The organism is Caulobacter sp. P1_D6, from assembly GCF_056406095.1.
On sequence record NZ_JBFUAW010000025.1, the window covers coordinates 76,770 to 94,611 of the forward strand.

Sequence of the window (17,842 nt, forward strand, 5' to 3'; positions counted from 1 at the left end):
GCCGCAGGTCTAAATCCGCCTACCGCTCCTGATCCGTGGACCGCATCAGGATCTCGTTAATCATCACGTGCGGCGGGCGCGAGACGGCGTAGAGGATGGCGTCGGCCACGTCCTCGGCGGTCAGCTGGCGCATGGCGTCGGCGGCGGAGTTCACGGCGGTCTGCACCGACTCGACGGCGATGTGGTCGCGCAGCTCGGTGGCGGCCATGCCGGGCGAGATGACGCTGACCCGGATGTTGTCCTTGTGGACCTCCTTGCGCAGCGACTCCGAGAAGCCCGCCACGCCGAACTTGGTCGCCGAATAGGCCGCCGCCATCGGGTTGGCGACGTGGGCGGCGGTCGAGGCGATGTTGACGATGTGGCCGTCCTTGCGGGCGGTCATGCCGGGCAGGGCGGCCTGGGTGGCGGCGATCAGGCCCAGCAGGTTCAGCTCGATCATCGAGCGCCAGCGCGAGAGGTCGGCGATGGCCACCGGCTCCAGGTACATGACGCCGGCGTTGTTGATCAGGATGTCGAGGCGCCCGAACGCGGCCTCGGTCTCGCGGACCGCCCGCTGGGCCTCCGCCTCCTTGGTGAAGTCGGCGACGATGACGACCGCCTCGCCGCCCTCGGCCTGGATCCTCGCGGCCAGGTCGCGCAGGCGGTCCTCGCGGCGGGCGGCCAGGGCGACCTTGGCGCCGGCCTTGGCCAGCCCCAGCGCCACGGCCTCGCCGAAGCCCGAAGACGCGCCGGTGACCAGGGCCGCGCGGCCGCTCAAATCCATGCTCATGAGATGCTCCTCGCCGGCGCCGGACGGCGTCCGGCGAGGATATAGGGTCTCAGGCCAAGGCCCGCATCAAGCCGCCGGTCAGCCGAACTTGTAGCCGCACAGCTTGTTGCCATCCAGATCGCGGAAATAGGCGAAATAGGCCCCCGGCATCCGCTCGCCCGGCGCACCCTCGCAGCGGCCGCCCAGCGCGATCGCCTTGGCGTGGAAGGCGTCGACCTCCTCGCGGCTCTCGAAGTCGAAGCCGCCCATCATGCCGTTGCCGACGCAGGCGGCCTCGCCGTCATAGGGGCCCAGCACCCCGAACAGCCCCGTGCCCTTGCCGCGATAGAGCCGGCCGCCCGAGGGGTGCTCGTAGACCCCCTTCATGCCGATCGTTCCCAGCAGGGCGTCATAGAAGGCCTTGGCCGCCTCCAGCTTGTTCGACCCCACAGTCATGTAGCTGACCCTCGCCATGCGCATCCTCCCGTTTTCTTATGAAACGGACCTTAGCACGGGCCGGAAGGCCGACAAGGATGTCGGCTGGGTCGACATGACGATCTTGTGACACCGCAGGTTGCTTGCGCCTTCCGGCTCATCGGGCATGAATAGCGCTAACAAAACCCTGGGGAGGGGGCATATGCGACTCAAGACTTTGGGCGCTCAGCGCCAATGGTGGCAGACCAATCCGGAACTCGGCATCGCGACCGGGTGGGCGGTGATCTGCGGCGGCCTCTGGCTGGTCGTGCGAGCCCTCGGCATCGCCTGAGGGCGAGGCGGTTCCCGTGAAATCTCACCCACTTGCCCCCACCTGACCGCTGCGCGGTCTGTCCGCCCCCATGGGGGGCGGAGGGCGCGCGTTCGTACGGGGCCCTCTTCCCCCTCTGGGGGAAGACGATCGCGAAGCGATCCGTAGGGGGCAAGTGTTAGCCGCACAGCAAAACGGGCGCCCGAGGCGCCCGTTTTTCCTGGATCGAAGCCTGTAGTCGCTACACACGCAGCGGCATCAGCACGTATTTGACGCCCGGATCGGTTGGGTCGACCACCAGGGTGGGCGAGGCCGGGTCGGCGAAGCGGAACTCGGCGATCGGGCCGCCGATCTGGCCGCAGACGTCCAGTAGGTAGCGGGCGTTGAAGCCGATCTCGAAGGCTTCGCCGTCGTAGTCGACCTCGACTTCTTCGACGGCTTGGCCGGCTTCCATGTTGCGCACGGTCAGGGTGATGCGGCCCGGCTCGACGGCCAGCTTCACCGAGCGGCTCTTCTCGGCCGAGATGGTGGCCACCCGGTCGACGGCCTTGGCGAACAGGTCGTTGTCCAGCGTCAGGATCTTGGCGTTGTCGCGCGGGATGACGCGCAGATAGTCCGGGAAGGCGCCGTCGATGACCTTGGAGGTCAGGGCCGCGCGGCCGAACTCGAAGCGGATCTTCTGGGCGCTGATCTGCAGGTCGACCTGCTCGCCGGCCGATTCCATCAGGCGGCGGGCCTCCTGGATGGTCTTGCGGGGCACGATCACGCCGGGCAGGCCGGCCGAGCCTTCCGGCGCGTCCATCTCGGCCAGGGCCAGGCGGTGGCCGTCGGTGGCCACGGCGCGCAACTTGGTCACGCCGCCGTCGTTGACGGTGTGGAGGTACAGGCCGTTCAGGTAATAGCGGGTCTCTTCGGTCGAGATCGCGAAGCGGGTCTTGTCGATCAGCCGCATCAGGTCGTTGGTGTCGACCGAAATCCGGCCCGACAAGCCGTCGCTGCTCATCACCGGGAAGTCGCCGGCCGGCAGGACCGGCAGATTGAAGCGCGAGCGGCCGGCCTGGATCACCAGGCGGGGGTCGTCGCCGCTGAAGCTGAGCGAAACGTCAGAGCCGTCGGGCAGCTTGCGGACGATTTCATAGAGCGTGTGAGCCGGAGCGGTGATCTGGCCGGGCCCGTCGATCTGGGCCAGGCCCTCGTCGATGATCTCCATGTCCAGGTCGGTGGCCGAGAACGACAGGGTGTCGCGATCGGCCGACAGCAGGATGTTCGACAGGATCGGGATGGTGTTGCGGCGCTCGACGACGCTCTGCACGTGACCCAGCGCCTTCAGCAGCGCCGCCCGCTCGATGGTAAGCTTCATATCTCGGTCCAGGTTCGGGGTCGCCGCCGACAGAGAGAATCCCCCCGTGGCCCCGTCATGAATGGACTTGCGACATTAGCGCAAACCGCGACCGGGGGAAGGCCTGGGTGCGGCGAAATGCGCACCCAGGCTCGGCGATCGCGCGATGGTCGGAAAGTCTTCAGCCGGCGGCGGCGCGTTCGGCCTTGGTCGGCAGCTTCCAGCCCGGGCGGATGAAGTGGCAGGTGTAGCCGTTGGGGATCCGCTCAAGATAGTCCTGATGCTCGGGTTCGGCCTCCCAGAACGGGCCGGCGGGCGCGAGCTCGGTCACCACCTTGCCCGGCCACAGGCCGGAGGCGTCGACGTCCTCGATGGTCTCTTCCGCGACGCGCTTCTGCTCGTCGTCGGCATAGAAGATCGCGGAGCGGTAGCTGAGACCAAGGTCGTTGCCCTGGCGGTTCAGGGTGGTCGGATCGTGGATCTGGAAGAAGAACTCCAGGATCTGGCGGTAGCTGATCACGGCGGGGTCGAAGATGATCTCGATCGCCTCGGCGTGGGTCCCGTGGTTGCGATAGGTGGCGTTGGGCACGTCGCCGCCGGAATAGCCGACGCGGGTCTTCAGCACGCCCGGATAGCGGCGCAGCAGGTCCTGGACGCCCCAGAAGCAGCCGCCGGCGAGGATCGCGGTTTGGGTGGTCATGGGAAGACGGCCTTTCGTCAGGGGAATGGGCGAGGCTACATGTTGGCCCTGTCGGGGTCGCGCGCAAGCGGCCCATTTCTTTCCGAAGTCCCGTTGTTGAAGGCTCATCCGTGAAGCGCGCCGCCGTCCTGCCCTCTGTCCTGTTCGTCTGCCTGGGCAACATCTGTCGCTCGCCCCTGGCCGAGGCCGCCTTCCGCGCGGAGGCCGAGCGTCGGGGCCTGGAGGTCGAGATCGATTCGGCGGGCACGGGCGGCTGGCACGTCGGCCATCCGCCGGACCGCCGGGCCCAGGCGGTGGCGCTGCGGCAAGGGATCGACATCGGCGGCTATCGCGGACGTCAGGTGAAGCCGGAAGATTTTCGTCGCTTCACCCACGTCGTCGCGCTGGACCGCGACAATCTCGCGGACCTCAAGCGGATCCGGCCATCCGATGCGACGGCGGAGCTGCTGCTGTTGCTGGACGTGGTCGAGGGTCGAGAAGGCAAGTCGGTGGCCGACCCGTACTACGGCGACGACGCGGACTTCGACATCACGTGGGCCGACGCCGTGGCGGGGGCGAAGGGGCTGGCGGATCGGATCGAGGCCCAACCCTAAATCCCGCTCATCCCGGCCTTCGCCGGGATGAGCGGGACATTCAAGGTCAGGCCTTGGTGTCGAACGTCCCGCCCGTATCCGCGCCGTTGCCGGCGTACGGATTGGCGCCCGCCGTCGGTTCGGCCGGCGAGTCCGGGCCCTTCGAGCCCTTGGCGGCCACGGCGACCATGGCCGGACGGACCAGGCGGCCCATCAGCTCGTAGCCGGCCTGCAGCACCTGGATGACGCCGCCCGCGGCGACCTCGTCCGAGGGCTGCTCCATCACCGCCTGGTGCAGATGGGGGTCGAACTTCTCGCCCTTGGTCGGGTCGATCTTCTTCAGGCCGTTGCGTTCGAAGGCGCCCAGCAGCTCCTTCTCGGTCATCTCGACGCCGATGATGTAGTTGGTCACCGCCGGATCCTGCGAGTCGCGCGGGCTCAGGGCCGTGGCGCGCGACAGGTTGTCGGCCACGCCCAGCAGGTCGCGGGCGAACTTCTGGATCGCGTAGGCGCGGGCGTCGTTCATCTCGCGCTCGGCCCGGCGCTTGGTGTTCTCGACGTCGGCCGCGTAGCGCAGCGCCTGATCCTTCAGGGCCGCCACTTCCAGCTTCAGCGCCTCGATTTCCTGCGACGCGTCGTCGGCCTCGAAGGCCACGTCTTCGGCCGGCGTTTGTTCGTCGGTCATCTCTCAGTCCTTATCCGTCCATCATCCGGCCGAGCACGCGGGCGGTGTAGTCCACCAGCGGGATCACCCGGGCATAGTTTAAGCGGGTGGGGCCGATCACGCCGATCGCCCCCAACACCTTCTGTCGGCCCGTCATATAGGGCGCCGCGATCAGGGAGGAACCCGAAAGCGAAAAGAGTCGCGTTTCGGCCCCGATGAAAATGCGCACGCCCTCGGCGGTGCGGACGTCGTCCAGCAGGCCGATCAGTTGGCCCTTCTGCTCCAGATCGTCGAACAGCCGCCGCACGCGCTCCAGGTCCTCCCGGGCGCTGGCGTCGGCCAGCAGATTGGCCCTGCCGCGGACGATCAGGGCGCGGTCGGGGTCGTCGCCGCCGCTCCAGGCGGCCAGGCCGTCCTCGACCAAACGCGCCGCCGCGGCGTCCAGTTCACGCCGGGCGGTGTCCAGCTCGGCGGCCATCTCGAGCTTGGTCTCGTTCAGGGTGCGGCCGCGCAGGCGGGCGTTGAGGAAGTTGGAGGCCTCCTGCAGCGAGGCTGGGGTGACGCCGGCCGCGCGCTTCATCAGCCGGTTCTCGACCGTGCCGTCGTCGAACACCATGATCGCCAGGGCCTGGTCGGCGCCCAGGGCCACGAACTCCACGTGCTTGACCCCGCCCTCGCGGACCGGGGCGACCACCACGCCGGCCCCGCCGGCCAGGCCCGACAGGATGGCGCTGGCCTCGCCCATGGCTTCCTCGAAGGAGCGGCCGTGGGCGAACAGGCGCGACTCGATCATCCGCCGCTCCTCCTCGCCGATGTCGCCCACCTCCAGCAGGCCGTCGACGAACATCCGCAGGCCCGCGTGCGTGGGGATGCGGCCGGCGCTGGTGTGGGGGGCGTCCAGCAGGCCCAACTGGGCCAGGTCCTGCATGGTGTTGCGGATCGAGGCCGGCGACAACTGCACCCCGCCGCGCGAAATGGTCCGCGAACCGACGGGTTCGCCGGTCTCCAGATAGGATTCCACGACTCGCCGGAAGATGTCGCGGGCGCGGGCGTCCAGGTCCGTGAGGCTGGGAGTCTGAGCGGAAAACCCCGAAAAGAGCTGTGTCATGTAGCCTTCGAACGCGCCGCCAGGGTCCCGGGGGAGGTCCCCTCGGGTTTCGACGGGATTGGACGACCGTCTTAACTAGGATAAGCGGCCCCATCCTATCACGCAAAGCCCCGGAGTTTCCCATGCGTCCGTCCGAACGCGCCCCAGACCAAACGCGCGAAGTCACGCTGGAAACCGGCGTCAACCGCTATGCCGAGGGCTCGTGCCTGGTCAGCTTCGGCCACACCAAGGTGCTGGTCACCGCCACGGTCGAGGAAAGCGTCCCGGGCTGGATGCGCAACAAGGGCGCCGGCTGGGTCACGGCCGAGTACGGCATGCTGCCCCGCGCCACCCACACCCGCGGCCGGCGTGAGGCCGCCCAGGGCAAGCAGAGCGGCCGCACCCAGGAAATCCAGCGCCTGATCGGCCGCTCCCTGCGCGCCGTCGTCGACATGAAGGCCCTGGGCGAACGCCAGATCAGCCTGGACTGCGACGTCATCCAGGCCGACGGCGGCACCCGCACCGCCGCCATCACCGGCGCCTGGGTCGCCCTGCGCATCGCGGTCAACTACCTGATCGAGGAAGGCGTGCTGAAGACCGACCCGATCCTGGGCCAGGTCGCGGCCATCTCCTGCGGCGTGTTCAAGGACACCCCGGTGCTCGACCTCGACTACGAGGAAGACTCCAGCGCCGAGGCCGACAGCAACTTCGTGCTGACCGATACCGGCGACATCGTCGAGGTCCAGGCCACCGGCGAGAAGCGCGGCTTCACCCGCGCCGAGTTCGACGCCCTGTTCGCCCTGGCGGAAAAGGGCATCGGCGAGCTGTTCGTGAAGCAACGCGAGGCGGTTTCCAAATAATCCTCGTCATCCCGGGCCTTGTGCCCGGGACCCCTCTGTCCGCCGCAAGGGCAGGGGTGTGGCGCGCCGGCGCGCCAAGGCGCTTCACCGTCAGCTGAACGAGGGGTTCCGGGCACAAGGCCCGGAATGACGGTTGAAATGTAGGTGCTAGGAGAGCGGGAGCGCGATCCTCAGTCCTCCTCGTGCACGTCCCCCGGACCCGGCTCGTACGTCATCAAATCCCCCGGTTGGCAGTTCAGTTCGCGGCACAGGGCGTCCAGGGTGGTGAAGCGCACGGCGCGGGCCTTGCCGGTCTTGAGGATCGACAGGTTGGCGATGGTCACGCCGACCCGGTCCGACAGCTCGGTCAGCGACATCCGTCTTTCCAGGAGGATGCGGTCCAGTTGCACGCGGATGGCCATGGGGTTCTTCGTCTCCGCGGAGTCAGATTGTCAGTTCGGCTTCCCGTCGAAGGCGCGCGCCCTCGCGGAAGACCTCGGCCAGGACGAACACCACCAGGACCGGAAACCAGGCGCTCAGGCTGAACGAGCCGTCGACGATCTTGGTGTCCGGCGCCAGCCACTTGGCCAGGGCGGCGAAGATGTAGTGGCCGACCTCGAGCGCGGCCAGGACCAGGCCCACCACGCGCAGGCGACGGACGTTGTCCGGATGGAACGGGTCGCCGGCGGTCAGGGTGGCGAACACCCGGCGCAGACGCTCGACGATCACCATCCAGCCTCCCGAAAGCAGCGCCCAGGCCCCAAGCGCCCCCGCGAACAGCGGGCCCTTGTTGATAAGCTCGTCGACTGAGCTGCCGATATGCAGTTTCGAGGTGATCAGTTCAGGATTGAAGCTGAGCAGCAGCACGGCGACCGTGAAGATCGCCAGCAGGCTGACCCAGACCCACAGACCCACATAGATCACGTCGAGAATAATCTTCAGGAAACTCGATACCGAGCCAGGCCCCAAGGCGCGCATCCGCTCTTCCCCTCACGCAGAAACGCCGACCATGCCCCGGCGGATCGGGGCGGGTCAAAGGCGAGCATGACCCCGGGTCAGAACGTCTTGATCGCGAAGGTCACGGCGGCGAGCGGCAGACCGGCGATCAGCGTCAGCGTGGCCAGGCGGGTGGCGACGACGTCGACGATGCGGAACAGTCTGGCGGCGGACATTGGCGGGCCTTCGGGTCGGGTGCGGGACCGCGCCGACATGGCGTGTCTCCCATGGCGCGAACATAGGGAGCGATTCCACCAGCGCCAATGTCGCTTATCGATAAACGATATTAAACCTCTGTAATGATCGCGCTCATCGAACGGATTATGCGAGGTGTGGCGCCGTAGCCACCATCGAGCTCCGGCGGCCGGCGGTTTCGAACCAGGCGGCGAGGTTCGGACGGCCCTCGCGCCAGTCCAGAACCTGGCGAATGTCCAGATAGGCCAGATGGGCGGCGACCGCGATCTCGCCGATCTCGAAGCGGTCGGCGGGCGGGGTCTCGGCCTCTAGCAGGTCGAGGGCGGCGGCCAGCGCCGCGGTCTGGCGGTCGAACAGGTCCTGGCGGTGCGGGGCGTCGCGCAGGCGCTCGCGGACGATGGCCAGGGCCGCGTCGCCCATGCCGTCGGCCATGGCCTGCCGGGTCAGGGCGGCCCAGCGCTCCGGACCGGCGGCGGGGGTCAGGGTCCTGCCGGCCAGGGCTTCCAGATAGTCGCAGATCACCGGCGAGTCGAAGATCGGCGCGCCCCCGCCGTCATCGGTGTCCGGGATCAGGATCGGGATCTTCGACAGCGGATTGATCGCCCGCAGGCTCTCGTCGGTGTAGGGACTGGCGATCACCAGCTCCACCCGGTCGGCCAGGCCCAGCTCGAACGCGACCACGCGAACCTTGCGGGCGAAGGGCGACATGGGGGAGTAGAGAAGCTGCATGATCTTGTCCCGGAAAGGAGCCGCGCGATGACGCTGAAGCTGGAAGCTGGTCTTAAGCTGGTCGCGGCGACGCACAACCCCGGCAAGGCCAAGGAATTGGCCGCGCTGCTCGACGGGCGCTTCGAGGTGCTGGCCGCCGGCGCCCTGGGTCTGCCCGAACCGGACGAGACCGAGACCACCTTCGTCGGCAACGCCCTGCTGAAGGCCCGCCACGCCGCCGACCTGTCGGGCCAGATCGCCCTGGCCGACGATTCGGGCGTGTCGGTCGCGGCCCTGGACGGCGCGCCGGGCATCTATTCGGCGCGCTGGGCCGGTCCGACCAAGGATTTCGCCGTCGCCATGGACAAGGTCGCCGAGCGGATCGAGGAGACGGGCTCGCAGGATCGTTCCGCCTGGTTCACCTGCGCCCTGGCCGTGGCCTGGCCGAACGGCGGGCCGGCGGTGGTGGTGCAGGGCGAGGTCCACGGGACCCTGACCTTCCCGCCGCGCGGCGACCGGGGCTTCGGCTACGACCCGATCTTCATCCCCAACGGCTACGACCAGACGTTCGGCGAGATGGAGCCGGCGGCCAAGGACGCCATGAGCCACCGCGCCGTGGCGTTCGAAAAGCTGAAGGCGGCGCTGTTTGAGTGACGCCCAACCTTCGTTGGGAGAGTCGCTGGGCGTCCCCCCCTTGGGCGTCTACGTCCACTGGCCCTACTGCGCCAAGATCTGCCCCTATTGCGACTTCAACGTCGTGCGCGACCGGGGGCGGACCGACGAGCAGGCCGCCCTGGCCGACGCGATTGTCGCCGACCTGAAGGCCCAGCGCGACCTGACCGGACCGCGTCGCCTGCTGTCGATCTTCTTCGGCGGCGGCACGCCCTCGCTGATGGACCCCGCCCAGGTCGCCCGGGTGATCGAGACCGCCAAGGCGCTGTGGACGCCGGCCGACGACCTGGAGATCAGCCTCGAGGCCAATCCCACCGACGCCGAGACCGACCGCTTCGAAGCCCTGGCGGCGGCGGGCGTGGCGCGGCTGTCGCTGGGCGTCCAGGCGCTGAACGACGAGGCCCTGGCGCTGCTGGGCCGCAACCACGACGCCGGCTCGGCCCGACGGGCGATCGCCGTGGCGGCCAAGGCCTTCCCGCGCCTGTCGGCCGACCTGATCTACGCCGTGCCCGGCCAGACGGTGGAGGCGTGGACGCGGGAGCTGTCAGAACTGCTGGCCTATGGACCCGAGCACGTCTCGCCCTACCAACTGACCATCGAGCACGGCACCGCCTTCGACCGCGCCGTCGGCCGGGGCAAGCTGGTCGTGCCCGACGAGGACCTGGCCGCCGCCCTGTTCGAGACCACCCAGAGCGTGCTGGAGGCCGCCGGCTTCGACGCCTACGAGGTCTCCAATCACGCCCGGGGCCAGGCCGCCCGTTCACGACACAACCTCGTCTACTGGCGCGGCCACGACTATGTCGGCGTCGGTCCAGGGGCTCATGGGCGTCTCACGCTCGCGGATGGAAAGCTCGCCACGACCGCTCAGCGCAGGATCGCCGACTACATCCGCGCGGTCGCCGAGACCGGGGTCGGCTTCGAGCGCGAAGCCCTCACCGCCCTGGAGGCGGCCGAGGAGCGCCTGCTGCTGGGCCTGCGCATCGACGACGGCGTGGCGTTCGCCGAGATCGGCGCCCTGGGCTTGTCGCCAGACACGCCAAAGGTGAAAGATCTGGTCGAGGCGCATCTTCTCGTCGACGATAGGATTCGGCTTCGCGCCACCCGATCCGGCCGTCTTGTGCTGGACCGGCTGACAGGAACGCTCGCGACCTGATAGTCCTGTCGGCACAGTCTTGCGTAACCGCGTCGTCGGCGCCCCAGTTCGTGTCGGAAAGTTCGCCCTTGAGCCGCCAGCTTGCCCCGCCCGCCCTGTCCGACGCGCCGCTGGCGGCGGGGCTGTATCTGGTGGCGACGCCGATCGGGAACCTGCGCGACATCACCTTGCGGGCCTTGGACGTGCTGAACGCGTGCGACGTCCTGCTGGCCGAGGACACCCGGGTGTCGGGAAAGCTGCTGGCCGCCTACGCCATCTCCAAGCGGCTGCAGCGCTACGACGAGCACGTCGCCGATCGCGAGACGCCGCGCATTCTGGAGCGGCTTGAGGCCGGCGAGCGGGTCGCCCTGGTCTCGGACGCCGGCACCCCGATGGTCTCTGATCCCGGCCTGCGCCTGGCCCAGGCGGCGATCGCGGCCGGCCACCAGGTGTTCCCGATCCCCGGCGCCTCGGCGGCCCTGGCGGCCCTGACCCTGGCCGGCCTGCCCACCGACCGCTTCCTGTTCGCCGGTTTCCCGCCGACCAAGACCGCCGCGCGCAAGACGTTCTTCGAGGACCTGGCCAATGTCCGCGCCACGCTGATCTTCTACGAGGGCGCCTCGCGGGTGGCCGACAGCCTGGCCGACATGGCCGCCGTGTTCGGTCCGCGCCCCGGGGCCGTGGCCCGCGAACTGACCAAGCTCTACGAGACCTGCATCCGCGGGCCGTTGGACGAACTGGCCGCCGATCCTCGTTTCGAAGCACCGAAGGGCGAGATCGTCATCCTGGTCGGCCCCGGCGAGGACGAGGTCGCCACGGCCGCCGACGCCGAGACCGCGCTACGCGAGGCCATGACCCGCCTGCCGCTGGGCGAGGCCGCTTCCGAAGTCGCCAAGGCCCTGGGGCTGTCGCGCAAGGACCTCTACCGCCAAGCCTTGGCGATGAAGGAGGCCGGATGAGCGTCGTCCGCCCTGGCCGTCCTGAAAGACAGGCGCGGGGCGCCGCCGCGCGGCTGTCGGGTCGTCGCGCCGAGGTGGTCGCGGCCCTGTGGCTGATAGCCAAGGGCTATCGGATCCTGGGGTTCCGCCTGGCCACCCCGCTGGGCGAGATCGATCTGCTGGCGCAACGTGGCGGCGTGCTGGCCGTTGTTGAAGTCAAGAGCAGGACCAGTCTGGAGGCGGCGCTGGAAGCGGTGACCTACGAGCAGCGGGCCCGTCTGCGTCGCGCCGGCGCGCACATCGCCGCCCACCGCGCCGGCCTGCGCGACGCCTCGGTCCGGCTGGACCTGATCGCCCTCGCGCCCGGCCGCCGCCCTCGCCATGTCCTCAACGCGTGGGTGGACGGTCAATGACGCGGGAAGAGGCCGAAGCCCTGCTGACCGACGCCGGCGAGTGTTCGGACAAGGCTTTTCCGCTGTTCGAGGCCGCCCTGGCCTGCGCCGTCCACGACGATCCGGACCGCGACCTGGCTCCCGTTCTCGACATGGCCAAGGCCTCGATCGACCGCCTGACCGAGCGGTTGAAGGGCGAGTCGCCCGAGGAGGCCCTGGCCGAGACCATGGCCGGCGACCTGCGGCTGTCGGGCGACCTGATCACCTACGACCATCCCGACAACGCCGACGTGGTCGCCGTGGCCGAGCGGCGCAAGGGCCTGCCGGTGACGCTGGGGGTGTTCTACCTGCACGCCGGCCGGGCCTGCGGCCTGGAGCTGCACGGTGTCGACTTCCCGGGCCACTTCCTGCTGCGCATCGAGACCGAGGAGGGGCCGCTGGCCCTGGACCCGTTCAGCGAGGGGCGGGTCGTGCTGCCGTCCGAGCTGTCGCGCCGGGCCCTGCGCACCGGCCTGATGCCCGACGTCGCCGCCAAGCTGGACGTGCTGATGAGCCCGATCAGCGATCGGGCCGTGTTGATCCGTCTGCAGAACAACATCTTCGCCCGCGCTCAGCAGGCCCGCGACTGGGCCCGGGCCGAACGCTCGGCCCTGCGCCGCGCCCTGCTCGACCCCACCGACCACCATCCTTGGCTGGACGTCGCCGCCGCCCGCGAGGGCCAGGGCGCCCTGGCCGGGGCCCTGCAGGCCCTGTCGCGCGCCCAGGTCCTGGACGGCGGCGCGGCCATCGCGGCCCGGGCGGCGCGCGAACGGATGCGGATGCGGCTGAACTAGCGGCGGCCGGGGGCATGCCCTCGGGGCGTGTCCCTGACGGCAAGCGCCGTGTCCGGAAACGGGGACACGCACAAGGGCATGTCCCCGACCTCAGTGCTGGGGCCGCTCCGTCACGAACCGCGCGACCGAGTCGCGGAAGGCCTGCACGTCCTTGTTCAGCTGGATCAGCTTTTCGACGCTCGTCCCGGCCGACTCGAACAGGGTCTGGCCGAGGCACGCGCTGCGGGCCTGCATGTCGCGGCCATGGTCGGTCAGGCTGACGACGACCTGGCGCTCGTCGGCCGGATTGCGCTCCCGCGAGAGCAGGCCGGCGGCCTCCATGCGCTTGACCAGCGGCGTGACGTTGCTGGAGTCCAGGCCCAGGCGCTCGGCGATCGCGCCGACGCTCTGGCCGTCGACTTCCCAGAGCGCGCTCAGCACCAGGTACTGCGGGTAGGTGATCTCCAGGGCGTCGAGCAGCGGCTTGTAGGCGCGATTGATCGCCAGGCTCGCCCCGTACAGCGAAAAACACAGCTGGTCTTCGAGCGTGAGGGTGCGAGCGGGGTCTGGCATGGAGGGCTCCTCGGAACGGTCCGCCTTAGCGCAAAAATATATGTCGTGACAAATAATGACTCGACAGGGGTTCGGGCGGCCGGTTAGATCATATCACATGTCGCGACATTAAATGTCGTGACATTTTCCAGACTGTTCCGTTCCGATGGAGGCCCCCATGGCCAACGACATCCCGCTCTCGCGCACCGGCGCCGACGCGCTCGTGCGCTACTATTTCCTTCGCGCCGGCGTGGCGGCCGTTTGGGTCGCGCTCGCCTTTACGATCGCTCGGTCCAATCCCGTTCTCGCGGGCGTTCTGCTGGTGATCTATCCGGCCTGGGACGCGTTCGCCAACGCGCGGGACGCCCTGGCCAACGGCGGCTTCCGCGCCAATGCCCCGCAGGCTCTCAACACCGCCGTCAGCGCCGCGATCGCGCTGGCGGTGCTGGTCGCCCTCCAGATCGACATGCGCCTGGTGCTGGTGCTGTTCGGCGCCTGGGCGTTCCTGGCCGGCGTGCTGCAACTGGCCGCCGGCGTGCGCCGCTGGCGGACCTACGGCGCCCAGTGGGCGATGGTGCTGAGCGGCGCCCAGTCGGCCCTGGCGGGCGGGTTCTTCATCAAGAGCGCCGCCGGGCCCGTCGCCTCGGTCATCACCGTCGTCGCGCCCTATGCGGCGTTCGGGGCCGTCTACTTCCTGGTTTCGGGGATCCTGCTGGCCGTGAAGACCCGCCGGCGGGCCGGAACCGCCTGAGGTTCGCGTCCGGATCGCGGTCGGCCCTCGCATTCGGGCCCGGGCCGCCTTAACTAGGCAGTCGCGGGGGGGGGGGGGGGGGGGGGGGCCTTCTTGATGATGTGGGAGGCCCAGACGCGCGGCCACAAGCTGTGGTTCTACACGCCCGACAAGCTGTCGATGGAGGACGGTCGGGTGTTCGCTCGCGCCCAGCCCCTGAAGCTGACCAAGACGCAAGGCGCCCACGCAGAGCTGGGCGAGACCGTGCTGCTGGACATGAAGGATGACGTCGACGTGGTGCTGATGCGCCAGGATCCGCCGTTTGACATGGCCTACATCACCGCCACGCACTTCCTGGAGAAGGTCCACCCCCACACCCTGGTGGTGAACAATCCGGCCGAGGTTCGCAACGCGCCCGAAAAGCTGTTCGTCACCGACTTCCCGGGCGTCCAGCCGCCGACCCTGATCACCAGCGACCACGAGGCGATCTACGACTTCCGCGCCCGGCACGGCGACATCGTGCTCAAGCCCCTGTACGGCGGCGGCGGCTCGGGCGTGGCGCGACTTCTGGCCGACGACCCCAACCTCGACGCTCTGCTGGAACTGCACGCCATGATCGGCCGAGAGCAGGTGATTGCCCAGAAATTCGTCCCGGCCGTGAGCAAGGGCGACAAGCGCATCCTGCTGGTCCACGGCGAGCCGGTGGGCGCGGTCAACCGCGTGCCTGCCGCCGGCCAGGTCCGCTCGAACCTCCGCGTGGGCGGCCGGGCCGAGGCCGTGGACCTGACCGCGCGCGACCTGGAGCTCTGCGCGATCATCGGCCCGGAACTGAAGAAGCGCGGGCTGCTGTTCGTCGGCATCGACGTGATCGGAGAGTACCTGACCGAGATCAACGTCACCTCGCCCACCGGGGCCCAGCAGCTCAAGCGGTTCGGCGGCGCCGACGCCGCCGCGATCCTCTGGGATCGGATCGCCGAGCTCAGCTCCACCTGAGGATTAGGAACTACTTCTAGACGACTGAATCGTCACACTTTCCTGAAACGTTCGTTTTTCGTTCTTGCTCCGCTCCAACGGCCATGCTTGGCTTGTGGATAAATCGGTGGGCAAGAGGGCGGAATCCCAATGGCCGCAAAGGTCGTCACGGTGGCGTTCGAGGGTGTCGAGGCGCGTCGCGTCGACGTCGAGGTCCAGCTGACGGGCGGTCAGCAGGTGATGGTCATCGTCGGTCTGGGCGACAAGGCCGTGGCCGAGAGCAAGGAGCGGGTGCGCGGAGCATTCGCCGGCATGGGCCTGGCCCTGCCGCCCAAGCGCATCGTCGCCAACCTGGCCCCGGCCGACATGCCCAAGGAGGGCTCGCACTACGATCTGCCCATCGCCTTGGCGGTGATGGCCGCGATGGGCGTGATCCCGATCGACGCGCTCGACGGCTGGGCGGCGATGGGGGAACTGTCCTTGGACGGACGGATCGCGGCCTGCGCCGGGGCGCTGCCCGCCGCCATGGCCGCCGGCGCCATGGACCTGGGCCTGATCTGTCCCGAGGCCTGCGGACCCGAAGCGGCCTGGGCGGGCGGCACGCGGATCCTGGCGCCGCGCTCGCTGGTGGCGCTGATCAACCACTTCCGGGGCGGCCAGATCCTGTCGGCCCCGTCACCCGGCCCGGTGGTCGAGGGCGAGACGGTCCGCGACCTGCGCGACGTCAAGGGCCAGGAGCACGCCAAGCGGGCCCTGGAGATCGCCGCGGCCGGCTCGCACAACCTGCTGTTCTGCGGCCCCCCGGGTTCGGGCAAGTCGATGCTGGCCCAGCGCCTGCCGGGGCTGTTGCCGCCTTTGAGCTCGCACGAACTGCTGGAGACCTCGATGGTCCATTCGGTGGCCGGGCTGATCGCCAAGGGAACCCTGACTCGGGCTCGTCCCTATCGCGCTCCGCACCACAGCGCCTCGATGGCGGCCCTGACCGGCGGCGGGCTGAAGGCCAAGCCGGGCGAGGTGTCGCTGGCCCACAACGGCGTGCTGTTCCTGGACGAGCTTCCCGAGTTCGGGGTCCAGGCGCTGGACAGCCTGCGCGGGCCGCTGGAGACCGGCGAGGTGATGGTGGCCCGGGCCAACGCCCACGTTCGCTATCCGGCCCGGGTGCAACTGGTGGCGGCGATGAACCCCTGTCGCTGCGGTCACGGCGGGGCCGGGCGCGGGGCGTGCGGCAAGGCCCCACGCTGCATTCGCGACTATCAGGGCCGGGTCAGCGGGCCGCTGATGGACCGTATCGACCTGGCCGTCGACATGCCCGCCGTCACCGCCGCCGACCTGTCCTTGCCCCCGCCGTCCGAGGGCACGGCCGAGGTCGCCGCCCGGGTGGCCCGAGCCCGGCGGCTGCAGCAGGAACGGGCCGAAGCGATCGAGGGCTCGCCGATCGGGGCCGAGGCGCTGAACGGCCGCGCCGAGGGACGCTTCCTGGAGAAGATCGTCGATCTCGACGAGGCCGGACGGACCTTGCTGGCCCGCGCCGCCGAGGCCGGCCAGATCAGCGCCCGAGGCTGGACGAGGGTCCTGCGCCTGGCGCGGACAATCGCCGACCTGGAAGGCGCGGCCAGCGTGCGGCGGGTGCACGTGGCCGAGGCGCTGGCGCATCGGCGAACGAACGCGCTGGGCGCGGCGGCGGGCGAGGCGGCGTTTTGAGGGGTCTTCCAGCGTGGAGAGCGCCTCCCGCTCCGTGCTAAGGTCGCGGAACCACGGGAGTACGACGATGGGGTGGCTGGACAGGTTCAAGCGCGACCGTGCGGTGCGCCGCTTGGCTCGACGTGTGCCTCCGGCCCTGGCGGTCGGCTGGGGCGGCTCGAAGTTCTATACGGTCGGTCAGATCGGCCGGGTGCTGAGGAACCTGAAGCTCGAAGGGCCCTACGCGCTGACGGCCTATGCGGCGTTCCTTGGCCGCGAGGATTTCCAGGTCCATGCCGGCGACGACGCGAACATGACCTATGACGAAGCGCGCACCCTGTTCTTCCGCCATGTTCCAGGTTCGGGCAGCCCATACACTCACGATCCGATGACCAATGAAGGCGCCGCCAACAGCGGTTTCTACTGAGATCAGGCCGACATTCCTCGCTGAACCCTCCCCTCTGGGGGGAAATGGCCGAAGGTCTGAAGGGGGCAAGTGGGTAAGCCACCAGCCCCCTGCAGAACCCCTACTTCGTCAGCGGGCGCAGGATGATCTCCACCCGGCGGTTCTGGGCGCGGCCTTCGGCGGTGTCGTTGGTGGCGATCGGCTGGCGCTCGCCTTGGCCAGCCACGAAGACCCGGTCGGCGATCACCTTGCCGGGGCCGGTCAGATAGCCGGCCACCGAGCTGGCGCGGCGCTCGGACAGGGTCTGGTTGTAGTCGTCCGGACCGCTGGAGTCGGCGTGGCCGACCACGTCGATCGTGGTCTGCGGATAGGCGTTCAGCGTACGGGCCACGTCGTCGAGCACGCGGGTGAAGTTGGGCTGGACCTCGGACTTGTCGACCGCGAAGGTCACGTCGCTGGGCATGACCAGCACGATCTGGTCGCCGTTGCGGCGGATCATCACGCCCGAGCCTTCCAGGCTGCGGCGGAAGTCGGCCTGCTGGCGGTCCATGTAGTTGCCGACGGCGCCGCCGGCCAGGGCGCCGATGCCGGCCCCGATCAGGGCGTTCTTGCGACCCTGCTCGCCCTTGTTGGTGTTGGTCAGATAGCCCAGCACCGCGCCGACGCCCGCGCCGGTCAGGGCCCCGGTGCCGGTGTTGTTGCGCACGGGCATGCCGGTATAGGGATCGGTCGTGGTGCAGGCGGAGGCCAGGGTCGCGGCGCCCAGGAGGGCGATCCACGGGGCGGTCTTCTTCATCATCACGGTAGTTTCCCTCTTGCGGCCTTGATCCCAGGCTATGGCCCGTGATCCTTGGCGTCTTGAACCAATGCGAGGCAGAACGCCTCGCCAATGGTCAAGTTCCAGTATCGCACATGACCCCCGCATGAACGGGGACTTCGCGCCGGCCCGCTGTCGGTGTAGTA

General features: G+C 69.2%; 22 protein-coding genes and 1 pseudogene. 12 read left to right on the top strand and 11 right to left on the bottom strand.

Annotation, left to right across the window (positions count from 1 at the left end; translation table 11 throughout):
- Positions 1–19: 19 nt before the first annotated feature.
- Entirely contained in the window at positions 20–769 is a 750-nt protein-coding gene (locus AC1DYP_RS15475) for an SDR family NAD(P)-dependent oxidoreductase (RefSeq protein WP_477047078.1), read from the bottom strand.
- Positions 770–847: 78 nt separating this feature from the next.
- Positions 848–1,222 (bottom strand): VOC family protein, encoded by a 375-nt coding sequence (locus AC1DYP_RS15480; protein ID WP_477047079.1) that lies wholly within the window; start codon positions 1,220–1,222, stop codon positions 848–850.
- Positions 1,223–1,385: 163 nt separating this feature from the next.
- Between AC1DYP_RS15480 and AC1DYP_RS15485 the strand changes: the two genes are divergently transcribed.
- Complete coding sequence (locus AC1DYP_RS15485; protein WP_477047080.1) at positions 1,386–1,514, top strand: hypothetical protein; 129 nt, start codon at positions 1,386–1,388, stop codon at positions 1,512–1,514.
- A gap of 220 nt (positions 1,515–1,734) precedes the next feature.
- Here the strand turns inward: AC1DYP_RS15485 and dnaN are convergent, their stop codons facing one another.
- A complete protein-coding gene (gene dnaN, locus AC1DYP_RS15490) occupies positions 1,735–2,853 on the bottom strand; it encodes a DNA polymerase III subunit beta (protein ID WP_056444050.1) in 1,119 nt (372 codons plus the stop codon).
- 160 nt (positions 2,854–3,013) lie between these two features.
- Entirely contained in the window at positions 3,014–3,532 is a 519-nt protein-coding gene (gene msrA, locus AC1DYP_RS15495) for a peptide-methionine (S)-S-oxide reductase MsrA (RefSeq protein ID WP_477047081.1), read from the bottom strand.
- Between the two features lie 110 nt (positions 3,533–3,642).
- On the opposite strand from msrA, the gene AC1DYP_RS15500 reads away from it, so the two are divergent.
- The gene (locus tag AC1DYP_RS15500) at positions 3,643–4,125 is read left to right on the top strand and encodes a low molecular weight protein-tyrosine-phosphatase (protein WP_477047082.1); all 483 of its coding nucleotides are present in this window, start codon (positions 3,643–3,645) and stop codon (positions 4,123–4,125) included.
- A 46-nt stretch (positions 4,126–4,171) separates the two neighbouring features.
- Here AC1DYP_RS15500 and grpE read toward each other — a convergent pair whose 3' ends face one another.
- Together grpE and hrcA are read right to left on the bottom strand one after the other, a co-directional pair.
- Positions 4,172–4,789, bottom strand: coding sequence for a nucleotide exchange factor GrpE (gene grpE / locus AC1DYP_RS15505; protein WP_477034620.1), 618 nt, complete (start codon positions 4,787–4,789; stop codon positions 4,172–4,174).
- A 10-nt stretch (positions 4,790–4,799) separates the two neighbouring features.
- Positions 4,800–5,876, bottom strand: coding sequence for a heat-inducible transcriptional repressor HrcA (gene hrcA, locus AC1DYP_RS15510; protein WP_477034621.1), 1,077 nt, complete (start codon positions 5,874–5,876; stop codon positions 4,800–4,802).
- A gap of 122 nt (positions 5,877–5,998) precedes the next feature.
- On the opposite strand from hrcA, the gene rph reads away from it, so the two are divergent.
- Entirely contained in the window at positions 5,999–6,715 is a 717-nt protein-coding gene (rph, locus tag AC1DYP_RS15515; protein ID WP_477047083.1) for a ribonuclease PH, read from the top strand.
- Positions 6,716–6,885: 170 nt separating this feature from the next.
- Here the strand turns inward: rph and AC1DYP_RS15520 are convergent, their stop codons facing one another.
- The 3 genes from AC1DYP_RS15520 to AC1DYP_RS15530 form a co-directional block, all read right to left on the bottom strand.
- On the bottom strand, positions 6,886–7,116 hold the full coding sequence (locus tag AC1DYP_RS15520) for a helix-turn-helix domain-containing protein (protein ID WP_477047084.1): 231 nt from the start codon (positions 7,114–7,116) through the stop codon (positions 6,886–6,888).
- A 22-nt stretch (positions 7,117–7,138) separates the two neighbouring features.
- Positions 7,139–7,672 (bottom strand): DUF2975 domain-containing protein, encoded by a 534-nt coding sequence (locus tag AC1DYP_RS15525; RefSeq protein ID WP_477047085.1) that lies wholly within the window; start codon positions 7,670–7,672, stop codon positions 7,139–7,141.
- Positions 7,673–8,011: 339 nt separating this feature from the next.
- Entirely contained in the window at positions 8,012–8,614 is a 603-nt protein-coding gene (locus AC1DYP_RS15530; RefSeq protein ID WP_477047086.1) for a glutathione S-transferase N-terminal domain-containing protein, read from the bottom strand.
- Positions 8,615–8,641: 27 nt separating this feature from the next.
- On the opposite strand from AC1DYP_RS15530, the gene rdgB reads away from it, so the two are divergent.
- The 5 genes from rdgB (at position 8,642) to AC1DYP_RS15555 (ending at position 12,560) form a co-directional block, all read left to right on the top strand.
- A complete protein-coding gene (gene rdgB / locus AC1DYP_RS15535; protein WP_477047087.1) occupies positions 8,642–9,247 on the top strand; it encodes an RdgB/HAM1 family non-canonical purine NTP pyrophosphatase in 606 nt (201 codons plus the stop codon).
- A 25-nt stretch (positions 9,248–9,272) separates the two neighbouring features.
- Positions 9,273–10,418: a radical SAM family heme chaperone HemW gene (hemW, locus tag AC1DYP_RS15540; RefSeq protein ID WP_477047101.1), complete on the top strand. Its 1,146-nt coding sequence runs from the start codon at positions 9,273–9,275 to the stop codon at positions 10,416–10,418.
- A gap of 68 nt (positions 10,419–10,486) precedes the next feature.
- Positions 10,487–11,356 (top strand): 16S rRNA (cytidine(1402)-2'-O)-methyltransferase, encoded by an 870-nt coding sequence (rsmI, locus tag AC1DYP_RS15545; RefSeq protein WP_477047088.1) that lies wholly within the window; start codon positions 10,487–10,489, stop codon positions 11,354–11,356.
- Positions 11,353–11,748, top strand: a complete 396-nt coding sequence (locus AC1DYP_RS15550) for a YraN family protein (protein WP_477047089.1) — start codon at positions 11,353–11,355, stop codon at positions 11,746–11,748. Before rsmI ends, AC1DYP_RS15550 begins: the two co-directional genes overlap by 4 nt.
- Positions 11,745–12,560 carry a SirB1 family protein gene (locus tag AC1DYP_RS15555; RefSeq protein WP_477047090.1) on the top strand — a complete coding sequence of 272 codons (816 nt, stop codon included), beginning with the start codon at positions 11,745–11,747 and terminating at the stop codon, positions 12,558–12,560. The genes AC1DYP_RS15550 and AC1DYP_RS15555 overlap by 4 nt, the downstream gene beginning before the upstream one ends.
- Positions 12,561–12,650: 90 nt before the next feature.
- Here the strand turns inward: AC1DYP_RS15555 and AC1DYP_RS15560 are convergent, their stop codons facing one another.
- Entirely contained in the window at positions 12,651–13,112 is a 462-nt protein-coding gene (locus AC1DYP_RS15560) for a MarR family winged helix-turn-helix transcriptional regulator (protein ID WP_477047091.1), read from the bottom strand.
- A gap of 157 nt (positions 13,113–13,269) precedes the next feature.
- On the opposite strand from AC1DYP_RS15560, the gene AC1DYP_RS15565 reads away from it, so the two are divergent.
- From AC1DYP_RS15565 to AC1DYP_RS15580, 4 genes and pseudogenes are all read left to right on the top strand, one after another.
- A complete protein-coding gene (locus AC1DYP_RS15565; RefSeq protein ID WP_477047092.1) occupies positions 13,270–13,842 on the top strand; it encodes a DUF308 domain-containing protein in 573 nt (190 codons plus the stop codon).
- Positions 13,843–13,929: 87 nt separating this feature from the next.
- Positions 13,930–14,814: pseudogene (gene gshB, locus AC1DYP_RS15570) on the top strand (glutathione synthase); the annotation flags it as partial.
- Positions 14,815–14,943: 129 nt separating this feature from the next.
- Positions 14,944–16,494, top strand: a complete 1,551-nt coding sequence (locus tag AC1DYP_RS15575; protein WP_477047093.1) for a YifB family Mg chelatase-like AAA ATPase — start codon at positions 14,944–14,946, stop codon at positions 16,492–16,494.
- A gap of 67 nt (positions 16,495–16,561) precedes the next feature.
- Positions 16,562–16,900 carry a DUF6559 family protein gene (locus AC1DYP_RS15580; RefSeq protein WP_477047094.1) on the top strand — a complete coding sequence of 113 codons (339 nt, stop codon included), beginning with the start codon at positions 16,562–16,564 and terminating at the stop codon, positions 16,898–16,900.
- 100 nt (positions 16,901–17,000) lie between these two features.
- On the opposite strand, the gene AC1DYP_RS15585 is transcribed toward AC1DYP_RS15580, so the two are convergent.
- On the bottom strand, positions 17,001–17,678 hold the full coding sequence (locus tag AC1DYP_RS15585) for a YiaD family glycine zipper/OmpA-like lipoprotein (protein ID WP_477034634.1): 678 nt from the start codon (positions 17,676–17,678) through the stop codon (positions 17,001–17,003).
- Positions 17,679–17,842: the final 164 nt, after the last annotated feature.